Genomic DNA, 16,532 nt, shown 5'->3' on the forward strand with positions numbered 1-16,532 from the left:
CCGCAGGACACGCTGCACGCCGGCGCGGGGCCGGCGTGCAGCGTGTCCTGCGGGGCGCCCGGAGGCACCGGCGGGAGCTGCGTCGTAGGGGCGCCCCCTTCGGGCGCGGCCGCCTGCGGGGAAGCTGCGGGAGATTCCACCGGCACAGGAGGTGCAGACGGGGCCGGGGGTACCTCAGTGCCCTCGTTCTCGGTGCTCACAGCTCTTCTCCTCGGTCCACGGCTGTTGTTCTCGGAAGCATGCGGTCACACTCTTCACGCTTGTCGATCGGTCCGGCGCGAAACAGCTGTGCATGTGCTTTTGTATGCCGTCAGCTTTTCCCACCGGCCGTCAGAGCACCATAAGCGGTGCCTGTGGGTTCATGGCGAACCTTTATAAGGGATTTGATGGGCGATACAGGGCTTGACGGGCTAAAAAGACATACTCTCCGCGTGCCTCGGCCGCCCGTCCACCGCCCTTCGGTTCCACGCCTTCCCCGTCGCGGTGGCACCATGACGCGGTGACCCACGCACGGCAGCACCGGATCCAAGTCGTCGCCCACCGCGGAGCCTCCGAAGAGGCACCCGAGCACACCCTGGCCGCCTACAAGAAGGCGATCGAGGACGGTGCGGACGCCCTCGAATGCGATGTACGGCTGACCGCCGACGGTCATCTCGTCTGTGTCCACGACCGCCGGGTCAACCGGACGTCGAACGGCCGCGGGGCGGTCTCTGCGCTGGAGCTCGCCGATCTGGCCGCGCTCGACTTCGGGTCCTGGAAGGGCCGCGACCTCTCCCGCGACTCCTGGAAGACACGGGACGAGGAGCCGGACTGGGAGCACCTCCCGGAGGACCGGGCGGACACCTCCGTACTCACCCTGGAGCGGCTGCTCGAACTCGTCGCGGACGCGGGCCGGCGGGTGGAGCTGGCGATCGAGACGAAGCACCCGACGCGCTGGGCGGGGCAGGTCGAGGAACGGCTGCTAGTGCTCCTGAAGCGCTTCGGGCTGGATGCCCCGGCCACCGCCGCCGACTCCCCGGTACGGGTCATGAGCTTCTCGGCGCGCTCGCTGCACCGGGTGCGGGCGGCCTCCCCGACGCTGCCGACCGTCTACCTGTTGCAGTTCCTCTCGCCGCGCCTGAGGGACGGTCGACTTCCGGCCGGTGTCCGGATCGCAGGGCCCTCGATCCGGATCGTCCGCAATCACCCTGCGTATATCGAGCGGCTGAAAAACGCCGGTCATCAGGTGCATGTCTGGACCGTCAACGAGCCCGAGGACGTCGATCTCTGCGTTGACCTGGGCATTGACGCCATCATCACCAACCGGCCGGGGGCCGTTCTGAGCCAGCTCGACGGGAAACATTAAAGAACCTCATAAAGACCGCCAAACACCCCTTGACCCGGGCACCTCACCTGCACCATCCTCCGAACCCGGCCACACCGTCGAAAACCGGCCACCCGATTACAGGGAGTGCTCCGGCGCGTTCGGTCCGTGTTCGATCGTTGTGAATGCGTCACTGAACGTGGATTGGCCGGTTTCCGGTACAGGCCAATGGGGCATCCACACCGTGGCGTGGGGCGAAGGAGGTCTCGGGGGTGGCGTTGGTGGTGGCACAGGAGGTGCCCACGTCGTCGAGCATGGCCGTGTCCCATGGCCCTGCGGGCGTAGGGGAAGCAAGACATCGCATGCGCGACCAGTTGCGTACGGGCGGTGTGTCGGAAGCGGTCATCGACGATGCCGTACTGATCCTCTCCGAACTGCTGAGCAACGCGTGCAAGCACGGCAGGCCCCTGGGCGACGCCCTGGCCGGTGACGGCGACGTCCGGTGCGCCTGGCGCGTGGACACCGGCGGCCGGCTCACGGTCGAGGTGACGGACGGCGGCGGCCCGACCCGCCCGGCTCCGGCCACCCCGTCGGTGACGGCCCACGGCGGACGCGGGCTGAACATCATCAGCGCGCTGGCCGACGACTGGGGCGTACGGGACGAGAACCGGGGCGGGATCACGGTGTGGGTCGTCGTACAGGACGACGACGGCCAGGACGGCGGCGAGGGCGCCGACGACCCGGACGCCGGGCACCCACGCCACGACTTCGCTACGCGCGTCACTTCTCCTACGGTGTCCGCGGCCCCCCGGCGGGAGTTCGCGGACGCGTTCGACGACCTGGACTGACGCGCGCTCCGGGCCGACGCGCCTGTCCGCACGCGCCGGGTTGTCCGTCCCACCGGGTTGTCCACAGGCCGTCCACCACGGTTCCCGCACCGCCGGGTTGTCCACAGGCTCCCGTCGGTCATGGCGTGAACGGCTAGGCTCCCGCCCGTACGAGACGAGCCGTAACCGGGAGACACCCACGATGGCCAAGAAGCGACCCCAGACCACGGCCAAGCGGCCGCAGCTCAGCGACACAGAGGTCCCGGTGGTCGGTGCCCGCGAGCCCTGCCCCTGCGGCAGCGGCCGCCGCTACAAGGCCTGCCACGGCCGCGCGGCCGCCCACGCGGTGACCGAGCTGGTGCAGCGCCCCTTCGAGGGGCTGCCCGGCGAGGGCGACTGGGTGGCGCTGCGCGAGCTGGTGCCCGCGGCCACGGTCGCACTGCCCCTGAAGGGCGGCCTCCCCGAAGGCGTCCCGTCGGTCACGCTCGCCACGGTGCTGCCGATGGCCTGGCCGGCCCTGCGCCGGGACGACGGCTCGGTGCTGCTCGGCCTGCAGAACGACACGGCGTCCGGCGACATCAGCCGCGACCTCGCCGACACCCTCCAGCGCGCGCTGGTCGCCGATCCGGGCACTCCGGTGCAGGCCCGCCGCGCCCCGGCCGACGGTCCGCGACTCCAGGATCTGCTCGACCCGGAAGGCGCGTTCGAGCCAGTTGTGCACCCGGGCTTCGAATTCTGGGTCCCGGAGGCGGAGAACGCGGCGCCGGAGGTGGCCGCCTCCCTGGAGCGCGCCAACGCCGCCGCCATCCCGACCGTGAAGCTCCAGGGCGTCGATGCCGCCTACTGGTGCGAGACGCCCGACAAGAACCATCTGCGCTGGGTCATGCCGTACCCGGAGGAGCAGCTTCTGGACGGACTCGCGCGGCTGCACGCGGCGGGCCGGTCGGGTCTCGGTGAGGGCACCCGTCTCGTGGGGTCCTTCCGTGCTCACGGTCTCACCGTGCCCGTCTGGGACCTGCCGAGCGGGCTCGGCGCGGACGACATCGAGAAGCCGGCCGCCGAGTTCGCCGAGCGCCTCACCGCCGCGCTGGCCACGGAGACACCGCTCACCGCGGACGAGCGCCGCGCGCGCGGCGGCCTCACCAACCGGCAGGTCACGCTGAGCTGACACCCGGAATGGGCCAGGGGTTCGACTGAACGACCGTTCAGCCGCAACAAGCCTGTTCACTCCGGTGACTCCTGTCGCAACTCCCCGTTGTGAAAGGGAAGTCGGTGTCCGAATAGCCGAGATCGAATTTGCGAACCGCCGATCTCTTGTTACCGTTCGAGTAGCCCGGTTGCTGGTGCATCCCCCGTCGCCAGCAACCGGGTCTTTGCTTGCCCGGCTCCCGTTTACGGAACGACGCCGTCCGTCAACTCGCCGTAGGCGCCGAGGAGTTGCTCCCCGAGCGCAGCAACAGCGGCCCGCTCCCACCCCGCCCGGCGAACTCCGCGACGGCCGTGTAGGCCCCCGGCTCGCCCTGGGTCCGCTCGCGGGGTGTCTCGCACAGCGCGGGCTCGTCCTCGGCCTCCACGACGCAGTGCATCTGCACGGTGCGGTCCGCCGGCCCCATGAGGCTCAGCACCGCGTCCAGGCCGTCGCCGGTCGCGTTGCGGTAGTAGGTGCGCGCCCAGGTGTCCTCACCCTGCGTCATGACACAGGTCTGCGCCTCGATGCCGTCGGGGGAGGAGAGTTCGGGCCCGCAGCGCGCGGCCGTCGCCAGTCCCAGGCCGAGCGTCGGCGGGGAGCGGACGGGCGAGGGCGCGACGGACGGCGCCTTGTCCTTGTGGTCGTCGGAGGCGTCGGACGAAGCTGAGCGGCCCGAGCGGCCCGCCGCGTCGGAGGAGCCGGCCGAGCCGAGGGAGCCGGAGGACCGCACCAGGGACCGTACGACCGCGTGACCCTCGTCGCGTACGGGTCCCGCGGACGCCACGGCCAGCGGCAGCGCGACCGCGCACACCGCGACGCCCGCGAGGGCGAGCAGACGAACCATTCGGGGGTCTGGGGGTCGTCCCCCGGAATGACGGCGCATGTAGCGGAAGATAACGACCAACTACGGGCGCCACGTTCCACGCACGCCCGACACCCTTACAACTCGGGCGCGCTCACACCCGTACGAGTGAGGGCCTCGACCACGGCGTCCACCACGGCCTCGACGTCGGGCACCCAGGGCGTGGCCGAGCCGGGCAGTGGTGCGCGCTCCCAGCGGATCCGGCCCTGGCCGGTCTCGGAGGGGGGCAGGGCGAGATAGCCGCCCTCGCCGTGGAAGCGGAGCGAGCCGGGGACGTGGTCCTTGGCGTAGAGCAGCTCGCCCAACTGCTCCAGGGAGTACGGCTTGACGAGCAGCGACCAGCGGGTGGGCGCGGCGACGACCGGGCCCAGGCGCATGCCCTGGCGGTCGAGCGCGGCCAGGGCCCGGGCGGCCGCGGGTGCGGGCAGGCTGACCGCGCAGGGAGCCTTGTCGCCGGTGGCGAGGACGATCGGCGCGGTGGGGCGGTTGCCCCACCACCAGCGCACCATGCGGGCGTCGGTGGTGGCCGCGAGGAGGCCGGGATCGAAGGGGTGGGCACCGGGCACCGTGCACTCAGGGTCCGGACAGCCACAGCGGGCCCGGCCCTGAGGGTCCGGTGCCACGCCCGGGAGTACGGGCCATTGCCATTCTGTCGCGAAGGTCAGGGCCGCGCTGAGCATCTCAGACCTCCTGTTGTCTCGCCTGGACAGGAGCCTGCGTCGCTTTCCGAGGATCTCGCGCATGAGCGCTCGTTCCTTTCCGTTGCACCGCTGGCAACACCGAGGACCACATCACACCATGTGTCGATCACTTCACTGTGCGTACCTGTTGGCGCATCACACCCCTGCCTTCGGCAAGGGGAACCCGTGCGTGCAAGAAAAGCGTGGGCCTGGCGTGGGGGTGGCGAAGTCTGGCGTTTTGCCGTCCCGCGTAGTTCTCTCCGCCTCCGCCACGGGAGGATGGGTCACGATCGTCGGTGGTTAAGACGCCCGGGTCCCTCACCAGGTTCCGGGTGGCCCCCAGCCACCCCTGGCCTTCTCCGAGTACGTACCCATCACGACCGCTGTGACGCTCCGTCGAGCAAACCCAGTCGACCTCAATGGACCGTCCCCTGATGCAGTTTTAGGCCAACTTTGCCAATCCGCAAGAGGAGAGCGAAATACCCCCGCCAAACCCATGGACACCAGGAATCCCAGCAGGACAATGCTGGACATCCCCTCACGAGTGCGTGTACATGTGGAGACACTGCCAGCGGCGCAGAATGACATGGGGGTTTGCGATGCTTTTGAGCAATACGCACCGGTCGGAAAGCCGGACGCCATGACCGCCCCGCATCCTTCGAAAGTGGCTGGAATCGATTCAACGGTTCCCTCGCCCGCACACACTGTCGCGCCCGCGCCTGCCGCCACCGGTACCCCTCCAAGCCCCTCCTCGAACACCCAGAACCCGCCGGATACCGTCCAGAACGCGCCAGGTGCCCTGCTCCAGGACCGGCTCGCCGGCTGGGTGTCCGATCTCACGACCCTCCATGAACTCACGGAGCGGCTGGCACGCACGGACGCACTCGCCGAGGCGCTCCAGGAGCTGCTGCGCGCCGGAGCCGCCCTGGTGGGCGCCCGCCGCGGACTCGTCGTCCTGGAACCCGGCGACGGCCTGGGCCCCGACACCACCATCGGCCTGGGCCTGGCCCGCGCCGACCTCGGCCACATCGAGACCGTCCCGCGCGGGGCGATGTCGTACGGCCAGATTCTCGACGGCGCTCCCGGGGGCGAGGGCGGCGAGATCGTCCACCCCGACCTGTTCGCCGAGGACGGCCTCGACCCGCGCCACCGCGAGGTCGCCGTACGCCTGGGCTACGCGGCCAGTTACGCGCTGCCCCTGGCGACCGACGCGGCCGGGCGGCTGGGCGCCGCCGTGTGGCTCTACGACGAGCCCGCCGAGCCGGTCGAGCGGCAGCGCCATCTGGTCGGGCTGTACGCGCGGTACGCCACCGAGCACCTGGCCCGGGTCCTCGAGGTCGAGCGCACGCGCGCGTGCATGACGACCATCGCCGAGGAGCTGCTGCCGTCCCGGCTCCCCCGCGTGGCCGGTGTGCAGCTCGCCGCGCTGCACCGCACGGGTCCGCGCGGCGGCGGCGACTGGTACGACGCGCTGCCGCTGCCCGATGCCGCGCTCGGCCTCGCGGTCGGCTCGGTGACCGGGTCCGGCCCGAGCGCGATCGCCGCGATGGGCCGGCTCCGGGCGTCCCTGCGGGCGTACGCGGTGATGGAGGGCGAGGACCCGGTCGCGGTCCTGTCCGACCTCGAACTCCTCCTGCGGCTCACCGAACCCGCCCGCTCGGCCACCGCGCTGTTCGCCTACTGCGAGCCCGCGCTGCGCAAGATCACCCTGGCGGGGGCGGGTCACAGCCCGCCGCTCCTGGTCGGGGAGCGGCGCACCGAGTTCGTGGAGACCTCCGTGTCCGCGCCGCTCGGCATGCTGGCCTGCTGGGAGGCGCCGAGCGTGGAGCTGGAGGCCGAGCCCGGCGAGACGGTGCTGCTCTACACGGACGGGCTGCTGCACCGCACCGGCGACCCCATGGACCGCGCCTTCGCCCGTCTCCACGCGGCGGCGGCGAGCGTCCCCAAGGCACTGCGCGAGGACCCGGCCGCGATCGCCGACCACGTGCTGCGGACCGTGCTGCCGGACGGCCTCGACACGGCCGACAGCGACGAGGACGTCGTCCTCCTGGCGGCTCGCTTCGAGTAGTCGCCAGGAAGCCATGTGTAACAGGCCATACGGCCCTGGGCCCCCTTCCGTACGACCGTACGATGGAGGGGGTCCAGTGCCGTATCTAGGAGGATGACCGTGGCCGACGAGCTCACCCCGGCTGTACCGGATCCTGCTGCTACCGCAGCGGGCCCGGAGACTGAGTCTGAGCAGCCTGAAGAGCCGATCAAGAAGCGGAAGAACGGCCTGTACCCGGGCGTCTCCGACGAGTTGGCAGAGAGCATGAAGTCCGGCTGGGCCGACACCGAGCTGCACGATCTGCGGCCCGTCGAGCAGGCCGAGCACACCGCGCGGCGCCGTGCCGCGCTCTCCGCGCGCTTCCCGGGCGAGCGCCTGGTGATCCCCGCGGGCAACCTGAAGGTCCGCTCGAACGACACCGAGTACCCCTTCCGGGCGTCGGTCGAGTACGCGTACCTGACGGGCAACCTCACCGAGGACGGCGTCCTCGTCCTGGAGCCCGGCACCGAGGGCCACAAGGCGACGCTCTACCTCCTGCCGCGCTCCGACCGCGAGAACGGCGAGTTCTGGCTCTCCGGCCAGGGCGAGCTGTGGGTCGGCCGCCGCCACTCCCTCACCGAGGCCGAGAAGCTCTACGGCATCCCCGCCTCGGACGTCCGCGAACTGCCCGAGGCGCTGCGCGAGGCCACCGGCCCGGTCCGGGTCGTGCGCGGCTACGACGCCGGCATCCAGGCCGCGCTGACCGACAAGGTCACCGCCGAGCGCGACGAGGAACTGCGCGTCTTCCTCTCCGAAGCCCGCCTGGTCAAGGACGAGTTCGAGATCGGCGAGCTGCAGAAGGCCGTCGACTCGACGGTCCGCGGCTTCGAGGACGTGGTGAAGGTCCTCGACAAGCCCGAGGCGACCACCGAGCGCTACATCGAGGGCACGTTCTTCCTCCGCGCGCGCGTGGAGGGCAACGACATCGGCTACAGCTCGATCTGCGCGGCAGGCCCGCACGCGTGCACCTTGCACTGGGTGCGCAACGACGGCCCGGTCCGCTCCGGCGACCTGCTCCTCCTGGACGCCGGCGTCGAGACGTACACCCTGTACACCGCCGACGTCACCCGCACGCTGCCGATCAACGGCCGCTTCACCGAGATCCAGAAGCAGGTCTACGACGCCGTGTACGAGGCCCAGGAGGCCGGTATCGCGGCGGTGCAGCCGGGCGGCAAGTACCGCGACTTCCACGACGCGGCGCAGCGCGTGCTGGCCGAGAAGGTCGTCGAGTGGGGCCTGGTCGAGGGTCCCGTGGAGCGCGTCCTGGAGCTGGGCCTCCAGCGCCGGTGGACGCTGCACGGCACGGGTCACATGCTCGGCATGGACGTCCACGACTGCGCCGCCGCGCGGACCGAGACGTATGTGGAGGGCACGTTGGAGCCCGGCATGGTCCTCACGGTGGAGCCCGGCCTGTACTTCCAGGCGGACGATCTCACCGTCCCCGAGGAGTACCGCGGCATCGGCGTCCGCATCGAGGACGACATCCTGGTCACCGAGAACGGCAACCGGAACCTCTCCGCCGGCCTGCCCCGGGCCTCGGCCGAGGTCGAGAGCTGGATGGCGTCCCTGAAGGGCTGACCGTCGACAGCCGGTAGCTGATACAAGACTGATGGCCGGGCACGTGCGGTGCCCGGCCATTCGTGTGCCGGACAGCTGCCGATCGTGTGCCTGGGGGAGGGCTTTTTTCGTGAACGCGCCTAGGGGGAGGGCTTTTTCATGAACGACTTCTGGTCCGGTGTCGGGGTCGACCTGCATCTGGAACCCGACCCGGAGGGCGGCCGCCGGGTCGGTCTCGAACGCGCGCTGCGGGACGCCGTGCGGGACGGCCGGCTCGCCCCCGGGACCCGGCTCCCCGCCACCCGCCGCCTCGCCACCGAACTCGGCGTCTCCCGGGGCACCGCGAAGGCGGCCTACGACCAGCTCGTCGCCGAGGGCTATCTGACCGCGCGCCAGGGCTCGGGCACCCAGGTCGCGCTGCTGCCCTCCGTCGACGCGGAGGCACCGGACGCGGCGGCACGCACGCGTGTACCCCGTTTCGACCTACGGCCCGGCAGCCCGGACGTCGGTGCGTTCCCGGCGGCGGCCTGGCTGCGCTCACTGCGCCGCGCCATCGCGACGGCACCCTCCTTGGCGTACGACTACGGCGATCCGCGCGGCCGTATCGAGCTGCGCACCGCGCTGTCGGGGTACCTGGGGCGGGCGCGCGGGGTGATCGCGCCCCCGGAGCGGATCGTGATCACGTCCGGGTATGTGCAGGGACTCGCGCTCCTCACGCGCGTGCTGGACGGTTCCCGCGTGGCCATGGAGGACCCCGGGCTGCCGTTCCACCGGGAGGTGGTGCGGCACAACGGCGGGCGCGTGGTGCCCGTACGGGTGGATGAACGGGGCGCCTGCGCCGAGGACCTGGGGGACGCGGCGGCCGTGGTGGTGACACCGGCCCACCAGTACCCGACCGGCGTCACCCTGCACCCGGAACGCAGACGGGCGCTCACCGACTGGGCACGCGCGCGTGGGGCACTGATCGTCGAGGACGACTACGACGGGGAGTTCCGCTACGACCGGCAGCCGGTGGGCGCCCTCCAGGGGATGGCGCCGGGACAGGTCGCGTACCTGGGGACCGCCTCCAAGACGCTCGGGCCCGCGCTGCGGCTCGGCTGGATGGTGCTGCCGCCGCACCTCGTCGACGCGGTCGCCGACGCCAAGCTGCACAGCGACCACCACACCGAGACCATCGGCCAGTTGGCGCTCGCCGAACTGATCGACAGCCATGCCTACGACCGGCACGTGCGCGCGTGCCGGCTGCGGTACCGGCGCCGCCGCGACCAACTGCTCGGCCGGCTGGGGGCGCGCAGCAGCGTGCGCGGGATCGCGGCCGGGCTGCACGCGCTGGTGGAGGTCGCCGACGAGGAGGCCGTCCTGGCGCGGGCCGAGGAGGAGGGGCTCGCGGTCGGCCGCCTCGGGGAGCACTGGCACGCGCCTGGCGAGGGGCGGCTCCAGGGGTTGGTCGTGGGGTACGGGACGCCTCGGGAGCGGGTGTATCCGGAGGCCTTGGAGGTGTTGGGGCGGGTGCTGGAGGGGGCGTGAGAGGCCTGGGGCAGGGGCTGGGCGCGTGGTGCGAATTGGACCACTGAAACGGTGACCGATTGGGTCTCTTGAGGGGCCCAAACCCGCCCTATCGTCGTAGCCATGACGAACTCGCTCGTCCCACCCGCGGGCCCCCAACGCACCCTCGCGCTGGCCCAGTTGACCAACTCCGTCGGCGACGGCGCCTACTACGTGACCTCGGCGCTGTACTTCACCCACGTCGTCGGGCTCGCCCCCGCGCGCGTGGGTCTCGGGCTCACGCTCGCGTGGGCCGTCGGTTCGCTGGTGGGGGTGCCGTTGGGGCGGCTGGCCGATCGGCGCGGGCCGCGCGGTACGGCGGTGCTGCTGGCGCTGGCGACGGGGTGCGCGGTGGCGTCCTTCCTCGTCGTCCGGGGATTCGTGCCGTTCGTGATCGCCGCGTGTGCCTACGCCGCCGCGCAGTCGGGGCTCGCGGCGGCCCGGCAGGCGCTGCTGGCGGGGCTGGTGTCCGCCGGGGAGCGGACCGGGCTGCTGGCGCACCTCCAGTCGACGCTGAACGCCGGTCTCGCGGTGGGCGCGGGTCTCGGCGGGCTGGCGCTGCGGGCGGGGACGCGGTCGGCGTACCTCGGGGTGTTCGCGCTGGACGCGGTCAGCTTCCTGGTGTGTGCGGGGCTGCTGCTGCGGCTGCCGTCGGTACGAGCCGGCCGGGTGCGGAAAGCGGGTGGCCTCGGTGTGCTGCGGGACCGGCCGTACGTCGTCGTCACGCTGCTCAACACCGTGCTGCTGCTGCGGATGCCGTTGCTCAGCCTCGGGCTGCCGCTGTGGATCGCGGAGCGGACCCACGCGCCGACCTGGCTGGTCTCCGCGCTGTTCGTGCTCAACACCGGGGCGGTGATGGTCTTCCAGGTGCGCATGGCCCGCGGGATCACGGGGCTCGCGTCGGCCACGCGCGCGGTGCGGCGGTCGGGCTGGATCATGCTGGCGGCCTGTGCGGTGTTCGCGCTCTCGGCAGGCGTGTCTCCGTGGGTGGCCGTGGGCGCGCTGGTGGTCGGGGCGGTGCTCCAAGTGGCCGCCGAGATGGGGCAGTCGGCGGGTTCCTGGCAACTCTCCTTCGATCTGGCGCCTGTTGACCGGGTGGGCGAGTACCAGGGCTTCTTCGGGACAGGCGTCACGGTGGCCAGGACGATGGGTCCGCTGGTGCTGACGTCCCTCCTCCTGGAGTGGGGGACACCGGGCTGGCTGCTGCTGGGCGGGGCGACGGTGGTGGCGTCGTACGCGATGGGGCCGGCGGTGCGGAGGGCCTCCGGCACGGGTGAAGTGACCGTCAGGCAGCGGGTGTTGGCGGGTTGACCGGCACGGGTCCCACCAGGCCGCCCGCGCAGGTCAGTCGCACCGGCGCCGATCCGATCAGGCCACCGGCGCCGATGAACCCACCGCACCCGACCCGGTCAGGCCACTCGCGCCAAAGAACCCACCGCACCCAACCCGCTCAAGCCACCCGCGCCAAAGAACCCACCGGCAACGAGTCCAAGAACAACGCGCCCGCCAGGAGCCCCGCACTTCCGCGGGGGCTCCACGCGCGCGTGTGCAGGTCGGCGTCGAAGGCAGTCAGGGCCTCCGCGCCCGCCGGTGTCGCCGTGCCGCCCGCCTCCAGGATGCCTCGGGCGCCCGCCTGGACCTGGCGCAGGCCCAACGGGCCCGCGGTGTGCAGGAGTTCGGTGTCCTGGAGGGTGGACATGACCGTGAGGAGGGCGTCCAGGCGGGCCTGGGTCTCGGTGGCACCTGCCTGGCGGGCCGTGTCGAGGGCGTCCAACGCCCTGCGTACGTGCGGGAATCCGGCCCTGGCCTCGCCCCGGGCGCCGGCCGCGCCGTACTTGACGGAGATCGACGAACCCCGGGAGGGGCGCCTGGAGGCGCCCTTGTCGTTGAACGCGGTGATCTTCCGTGTGCTCACGGCGATCTCGCGGGCCTTGGCGCCGGGGTCCAGGGCGGCCGCGGCGACCAGGAAGCCGAGGGCCCACAGGGCGCCCTTGTGGCCGCCTCCGGCCAGGCCGACCGAGTGCTCGGTGCACCGGCCGATCGCGCCCAGCTCCGCCCGCAGCGCCGGCGTGGCTTCGCCGGCACGGCGGGCGGCGGCGGCCATCGCCGCGAGGCCGGGCGCCAGCGCCTTGGCCGACCAGCGCAGACTGTCGTGCTCCCGGCGCGTGCTGCGGGCGTCCAGGTCACGCGGGTCGGGCAGGCCCGGCTTGGGAGCCAGGGCCAGCTGACCGGTGAGCGCGGCCACGGCGGCCCGCGCCAGCGCGTCGTCCTCGCGGCTTGTCATGTCCCTTACCTTAAGAGGAGGCCGAGGCGGAAGGGGAGGCACTGTCACTGGGCGCATCGCTGGGCGGGGCGCCCGTGGGGGCGTCGCTCGGCGGGGTGCCGCCTCCGCCGCCGCCCCCGCCCGTGTCCTCCGCGTCCGGGTCGACGCCGAGGGTCAGGGAGCCCTTGTAGCCCTTGGACGGGTCCTTCTTGTGCACGGCCTTGAGGGTGAGCAGACCGCTCGCGGCGCCTCCGCCGTCGTAGACCATGTCGTCGGCGAGGACCGTGTACGAACCCGTGTGCTTGGCGTACGGGTCGAGGGTGAAGATCTCCTCGGCGATGTCGTCGGCGAAAAAAAGCTGGCCGGTGTAGTTGACCTTGCCGCCCTCGTAGGTGCCGTCCTCCTTCTCGCCGCCGGTGTGCACCTTGACGTGGATGTGGCAGGTGCGGGGCGTGTACCAGCCCGGGAAGATCGTCTCGAACTTGACGACCCCGTTGGCGTTGGCAACCTGGTAACCGCGCAGATAGGTCAGGTCGTTGGCACTGTCGCCCTCCTCGCTCTCCGCCGGGGCCGAGCCGCCGGGGTTGGCGGTGGTGTAGCCGGAGTAGTAGCCCCAGGCGTCGCAGTGCCAGATCTCCACGGCCGCGCCGGAGACCGGCGTGCAGCCGTCCGTGGCGTCCACGACGGTCAGCCGCAGGGTGAGCGGGACGCCCGCCTTGCCCTCGGTGATGTCCTTGCGGACCAGCGCGCCGTCGAGGTAGTAGGGGCCCTCCGTGACGCTCGTCATCAGCGTCATGCACTCGCCGCTGGTCGACGTCGCCGTGGCCGTCGTGTCGGCGGTGTCCGCGGTGTCCGCGGTGTCCGCGGTGTCGGCGGACGCCGACTGGAATCCGGCCGCCACCAGGCCGCCTGCGGCGACCGTCCCGCCGGTCACCGCGAGGGCGCGGCGCCGGCTGATCGTTTTGTCTCTGTGGTTCCCGTGGTTCCCCTGGTTTCCCGTCATGGTCGCGAAGCTAGGGAGGGCCGCCGTCAAGGGCGTGAGCGTGCGCTGTGCGCAAGGTAAGAATTCCCAGAAAGCTGAAGTCGGGTCGTCAGGGTCGGGCCGGCATCGGGTCGTCGTCGTGCAGGATCCGCTGGAACAGCCGGTGGTCCCGCCACTGCCCGCCGACGTGCGTATAGCGCGGAGCCATGCCGATCGGCTCGAACCCGCTCTTCTCCAGGACGCGTTGGGAGGCGAGGTTGTCGAGCAGCGTGACCGCCTCCAGCCGGTGCAGCCCGATCGTCTCCCGCGCGATCCGGCACACCCGCTCGACCCCCGCGGTGGCCAGACCGCGCCCCTGGAAGTCGGCGGTGATCCAGTAGCCGAGCGAGGCGCTGCGGAAGGAGCCGAGGACGACCCCGGCGAGCGTGAAGGCCCCGGCGACCCGCCCGTCGGAGACGAGGAGCAGCGGCACGATCCGGCCCTCCCCGAACTCCCGCAGCATCGCCGCCAGCCGCCCGCGCTGCCCTTCGGCGGTGAAGAAGGCGTCCGGGCGGTACGGCTCCCAGGGGCTCCGGTTCTCGGCGAAGGCGGCGGCGAGGGCCGGGGCGTCGGCCGGCTCGGCGAGCCGCAACGTCATACCGTCGGCCAGTTGTTCGGGTCGGATGTCCATGCGCGGATTCTGCCGCCGCGGCGCCGCCACCGAGACACCCGCCTCGAACGCCGAGGCACTCGCGTCGAACGCACCCTCACACCGCCATCAACGGCGCGTCCTTCCGCCACTTCAGGATCTTGTCGAAGCTCACCACCGCCCCGCCCACCCCTGGCTTGTTGCCGATGTGGACGTGGTCGGCGAGCTCCTGGATGAGGCACAGACCGCGGCCGTTCTCGGCCTCGCTCGGGGCCGGCCGGACGGACTGGGTGCGGGCGAAACCGGGGCCCGAGTCCGCGACTTCGATACGACACTTCTCGCCGTCGAGGTACGCGGTGACCCGGTACGCCTCGGTGGGCGTGCCGTGCGCTGTGTCGCCGCCGTGCTCGACGGCGTTGGCGCACGCCTCGCTCAGGGCGACGGAGAGGTCGTAGGAGATGTCCGGGTCGACGCCCGCGGTCTCCATCGTGCCGAGGAACAGTCGCCGGGCGAGTGGCACGCTCGCGGCCTCGCGCCTCAGATGGAGTGACCACCAGATGCTCATGCTCCAGCCTCCCGGCCGCGGCTCGACATAGTGATACCTATTGCCGCCAGTGCCCCTGTGTAAGCACGGAGTTGACGTGATGCCGCCCATATGGGGGATGTGTCCCAAACGTAATTGGTGTATCCGGAGGTAGCTCACGTCGGAGAGTGATCTTTGTGACGTACGACACACTACGGTCCCGATGTTGCGGACCTGCCGTATAGCCGCGACAACGCCGGTGCGATGATGAGCCCGCCATGACTGCCCCCCACCCACGTACGGCGCGCTCCGGAGGTGAACTCCGGGTCCTGCGGGCCGCGGTGTTCGCCGCGGTCTGTGTCGTGCTGGCCGCGGCCGGTCATGCGATCGCCTCCTGCGCCACCGTTCCGCCGTGGACCCTGGGCGCGGGTTTCCTCGTCACGTTCCTCGTCGTGGCCCCGCTCGCCGGGCGTGAGCGCTCGCTGCCGGGGATCGCGGCGCTGCTCGCGGTCGGACAGACCGTGCTGCACACGCTGTTCGGGCTCGGACAGACAGCCAGTACGGCCGGCACGACCGGTACGCCGACCACCGGTGGCCTGTCCGCGTCGGACGCCGCGCTGGTCGCGCGCGCCGCGCATCTGCTGTGCGGGACCACCGCGGCGGCGATCAGCCCGGCACATGCCCAGCAGATCCTCACCGACGCGCGGCTGCTGCCGACCTCGGGCACGACCGGCTCCATGGGCTCGATGAGCGGCATGGGATCGATGCACCACCCGGCGGACGCCATGTCCACCTCCGCCGCCTCCTCCATGTCGCTGCTCCCCTCCGTGTCCATGCTGCTCGGTCACCTCCTCGCGGCACTCGCCGCGGGCTGGCTGCTGCGGCACGGGGACCTGGCGCTGCGGCGCCTGATGGAACTGTCGGCGCAGGGAGTCGCGGAAGGGGCGCTCGTACGGTCCCTGCGCGGGGCCCTCGCCCTGGTGCGCGCCCTGCGGGCCGGGTTGCCGGGGGCGCCCGAGGCGGGGCCGCGGCTGCGCCGTACCGCCTTCTCCGCGCCGCCCGCGCCGCACACCACCGCGCTCCAGCACTCGGTGATCCGCCGCGGCCCGCCGGCCGCCGCCGCACACGTCCTCGCCGCCTGACGCGACGCGACCACCACCCCGCACTCCCTTCCGTGCGTGGAGAGGCCGCCGTCGTGCGGCACACGCGCGTGCCCGGCTTTTTCCGCCGGGAAACCCCTTGGGTCACCCGGGTGTTCACGCGCCCCCTCTTCACCACCGGAACTCACTCGAACTCGAAGTGGAGTGCTCCTTCTTATGAAGGCTTCTCGTATCGCCGCCGCCGCTGCCGTCGCCGGCTCGGCCGTGCTCGTCCTGTCCTCCCCCGCCTTCGCGCACGTCTCCGTGCAGCCGGAGGGCGCGGCCGTCAAGGGCGGCTACGCGGTCGTCGACTTCAAGGTCCCGAACGAGCGTGACGACGCCTCGACCACCAAGCTGGAGGTCACCTTCCCGACCGAGCACCCGCTGGCGTCCGTGATGCCGGAGCCGATCAGCGGCTGGACCGTCAAGGTCACCAAGTCGAAGCTGGCCAAGCCCGCCGAGATGCACGGCGAGACGATCACCGAGGCCGTCACCAAGGTGACCTGGACCGCGACCGGCAAGGGCGTCGAGCCGGGCTACTTCCAGAAGTTCCCGGTCTCCGTCGGCATGCTGCCCACGGACGCCGACCAGCTCGTCTTCAAGGCGCTCCAGACGTACTCCGACAAGCAGGTCGTGCGCTGGATCGAGGTGCAGAAGGACGGCGAGGAGGAGCCCGAGAACCCGGCTCCGACGCTGGAGCTGACCTCCGCCACCACCTCCGGCGCGACCGCCGAGGACGCCTCCGAGAAGACCGAGAACACCGCCGCCGACACCACGTCGTCCGCCGACTCCTCCGACACCACCGCCCGCGTCCTCGGCGTGGTCGGGATCGCCGTCGGCGCTGCGGGCGTGGCGTACGGCGTTCTCGCCGGTCGTCGGCGTACGACCGTCTGAGGCCCGTCACTCATGGCGCGCACAGGGGTCCGTGCGACTCTTGCCTACGGCCCC

General features: G+C 71.7%; 15 protein-coding genes. 9 read left to right on the top strand and 6 right to left on the bottom strand.

All coding sequences use genetic code 11. The features are described 5' to 3' along the window. The first annotated feature begins 499 nt into the window (after nt 1-499). From JHN63_RS08865 to JHN63_RS08875, 3 genes are all read left to right on the top strand, one after another. A complete protein-coding gene (locus JHN63_RS08865) occupies nt 500-1,345 on the top strand; it encodes a glycerophosphodiester phosphodiesterase (RefSeq protein WP_200678592.1) in 846 nt (281 codons plus the stop codon). A gap of 230 nt (nt 1,346-1,575) precedes the next feature. After that, complete coding sequence (locus JHN63_RS08870) at nt 1,576-2,151, top strand: ATP-binding protein (protein ID WP_200678594.1); 576 nt, start codon at nt 1,576-1,578, stop codon at nt 2,149-2,151. Nucleotides 2,152-2,332: 181 nt separating this feature from the next. Then, nucleotides 2,333-3,298 carry a DUF5926 family protein gene (locus JHN63_RS08875; protein ID WP_200678596.1) on the top strand — a complete coding sequence of 322 codons (966 nt, stop codon included), beginning with the start codon at nt 2,333-2,335 and terminating at the stop codon, nt 3,296-3,298. Nucleotides 3,299-3,542: 244 nt separating this feature from the next. On the opposite strand, the gene JHN63_RS08880 is transcribed toward JHN63_RS08875, so the two are convergent. Continuing rightward, nucleotides 3,543-4,163 (bottom strand): hypothetical protein, encoded by a 621-nt coding sequence (locus JHN63_RS08880; RefSeq protein WP_307781854.1) that lies wholly within the window; start codon nt 4,161-4,163, stop codon nt 3,543-3,545. Nucleotides 4,164-4,258: 95 nt separating this feature from the next. Beyond that, complete coding sequence (locus JHN63_RS08885) at nt 4,259-4,924, bottom strand: bifunctional DNA primase/polymerase (protein WP_200678600.1); 666 nt, start codon at nt 4,922-4,924, stop codon at nt 4,259-4,261. 460 nt (nt 4,925-5,384) lie between these two features. On the opposite strand from JHN63_RS08885, the gene JHN63_RS08890 reads away from it, so the two are divergent. From JHN63_RS08890 to JHN63_RS08905, 4 genes are all read left to right on the top strand, one after another. After that, on the top strand, nt 5,385-6,929 hold the full coding sequence (locus JHN63_RS08890; RefSeq protein WP_200678659.1) for a PP2C family protein-serine/threonine phosphatase: 1,545 nt from the start codon (nt 5,385-5,387) through the stop codon (nt 6,927-6,929). 93 nt (nt 6,930-7,022) lie between these two features. Then, the gene (locus JHN63_RS08895; RefSeq protein WP_200678602.1) at nt 7,023-8,525 is read left to right on the top strand and encodes an aminopeptidase P family protein; all 1,503 of its coding nucleotides are present in this window, start codon (nt 7,023-7,025) and stop codon (nt 8,523-8,525) included. Between the two features lie 138 nt (nt 8,526-8,663). Beyond that, nucleotides 8,664-10,031, top strand: coding sequence for a PLP-dependent aminotransferase family protein (locus JHN63_RS08900; protein WP_200678604.1), 1,368 nt, complete (start codon nt 8,664-8,666; stop codon nt 10,029-10,031). A 102-nt stretch (nt 10,032-10,133) separates the two neighbouring features. Then, nucleotides 10,134-11,360 (top strand): MFS transporter, encoded by a 1,227-nt coding sequence (locus JHN63_RS08905; protein WP_200678606.1) that lies wholly within the window; start codon nt 10,134-10,136, stop codon nt 11,358-11,360. A 139-nt stretch (nt 11,361-11,499) separates the two neighbouring features. On the opposite strand, the gene JHN63_RS08910 is transcribed toward JHN63_RS08905, so the two are convergent. The 4 genes from JHN63_RS08910 to JHN63_RS08925 form a co-directional block, all read right to left on the bottom strand. Beyond that, nucleotides 11,500-12,333, bottom strand: coding sequence for a triphosphoribosyl-dephospho-CoA synthase (locus tag JHN63_RS08910; protein ID WP_200678608.1), 834 nt, complete (start codon nt 12,331-12,333; stop codon nt 11,500-11,502). Nucleotides 12,334-12,343: 10 nt separating this feature from the next. Next, on the bottom strand, nt 12,344-13,315 hold the full coding sequence (locus tag JHN63_RS08915) for an intradiol ring-cleavage dioxygenase (RefSeq protein WP_234476332.1): 972 nt from the start codon (nt 13,313-13,315) through the stop codon (nt 12,344-12,346). Nucleotides 13,316-13,403: 88 nt separating this feature from the next. Further along, nucleotides 13,404-13,964, bottom strand: a complete 561-nt coding sequence (locus tag JHN63_RS08920) for a GNAT family N-acetyltransferase (RefSeq protein WP_200678610.1) — start codon at nt 13,962-13,964, stop codon at nt 13,404-13,406. Between the two features lie 76 nt (nt 13,965-14,040). Next, nucleotides 14,041-14,487, bottom strand: coding sequence for an ATP-binding protein (locus tag JHN63_RS08925; RefSeq protein WP_200678611.1), 447 nt, complete (start codon nt 14,485-14,487; stop codon nt 14,041-14,043). A gap of 236 nt (nt 14,488-14,723) precedes the next feature. On the opposite strand from JHN63_RS08925, the gene JHN63_RS08930 reads away from it, so the two are divergent. After that, nucleotides 14,724-15,587, top strand: a complete 864-nt coding sequence (locus tag JHN63_RS08930; RefSeq protein ID WP_200678612.1) for a hypothetical protein — start codon at nt 14,724-14,726, stop codon at nt 15,585-15,587. 174 nt (nt 15,588-15,761) lie between these two features. Then, entirely contained in the window at nt 15,762-16,478 is a 717-nt protein-coding gene (locus tag JHN63_RS08935; protein WP_200678613.1) for a YcnI family protein, read from the top strand. Nucleotides 16,479-16,532: the final 54 nt, after the last annotated feature.

The organism is Streptomyces sp. MBT65 (assembly GCF_016612545.1).
In the GTDB taxonomy this organism is placed as follows: Bacteria; Actinomycetota; Actinomycetes; order Streptomycetales; family Streptomycetaceae; genus Streptomyces.

Bases quoted from the DNA above. Each gene is read 5' to 3' on its own strand.
- JHN63_RS08875 (WP_200678596.1), top strand. From the start codon at position 2,333: ATGGCCAAGAAGCGACCCCAGACCACGGCCAAGCGGCCGCAGCTCAGC.
- JHN63_RS08880 (WP_307781854.1), bottom strand. From the start codon at position 4,163: ATGGTTCGTCTGCTCGCCCTCGCGGGCGTCGCGGTGTGCGCGGTCGCG.
- JHN63_RS08885 (WP_200678600.1), bottom strand. From the start codon at position 4,924: ATGCGCGAGATCCTCGGAAAGCGACGCAGGCTCCTGTCCAGGCGAGAC.
- JHN63_RS08910 (WP_200678608.1), bottom strand. From the start codon at position 12,333: ATGACAAGCCGCGAGGACGACGCGCTGGCGCGGGCCGCCGTGGCCGCG.
- JHN63_RS08935 (WP_200678613.1), top strand. From the start codon at position 15,762: ATGAAGGCTTCTCGTATCGCCGCCGCCGCTGCCGTCGCCGGCTCGGCC.
- JHN63_RS08930 (WP_200678612.1), top strand. From the start codon at position 14,724: ATGACTGCCCCCCACCCACGTACGGCGCGCTCCGGAGGTGAACTCCGG.
- JHN63_RS08890 (WP_200678659.1), top strand. From the start codon at position 5,385: ATGCTGGACATCCCCTCACGAGTGCGTGTACATGTGGAGACACTGCCA.
- JHN63_RS08925 (WP_200678611.1), bottom strand. From the start codon at position 14,487: ATGAGCATCTGGTGGTCACTCCATCTGAGGCGCGAGGCCGCGAGCGTG.
- JHN63_RS08905 (WP_200678606.1), top strand. From the start codon at position 10,134: ATGACGAACTCGCTCGTCCCACCCGCGGGCCCCCAACGCACCCTCGCG.
- JHN63_RS08900 (WP_200678604.1), top strand. From the start codon at position 8,664: ATGAACGACTTCTGGTCCGGTGTCGGGGTCGACCTGCATCTGGAACCC.
- JHN63_RS08920 (WP_200678610.1), bottom strand. From the start codon at position 13,964: ATGGACATCCGACCCGAACAACTGGCCGACGGTATGACGTTGCGGCTC.
- JHN63_RS08895 (WP_200678602.1), top strand. From the start codon at position 7,023: ATGACCGTGGCCGACGAGCTCACCCCGGCTGTACCGGATCCTGCTGCT.
- JHN63_RS08915 (WP_234476332.1), bottom strand. From the start codon at position 13,315: ATGACGGGAAACCAGGGGAACCACGGGAACCACAGAGACAAAACGATC.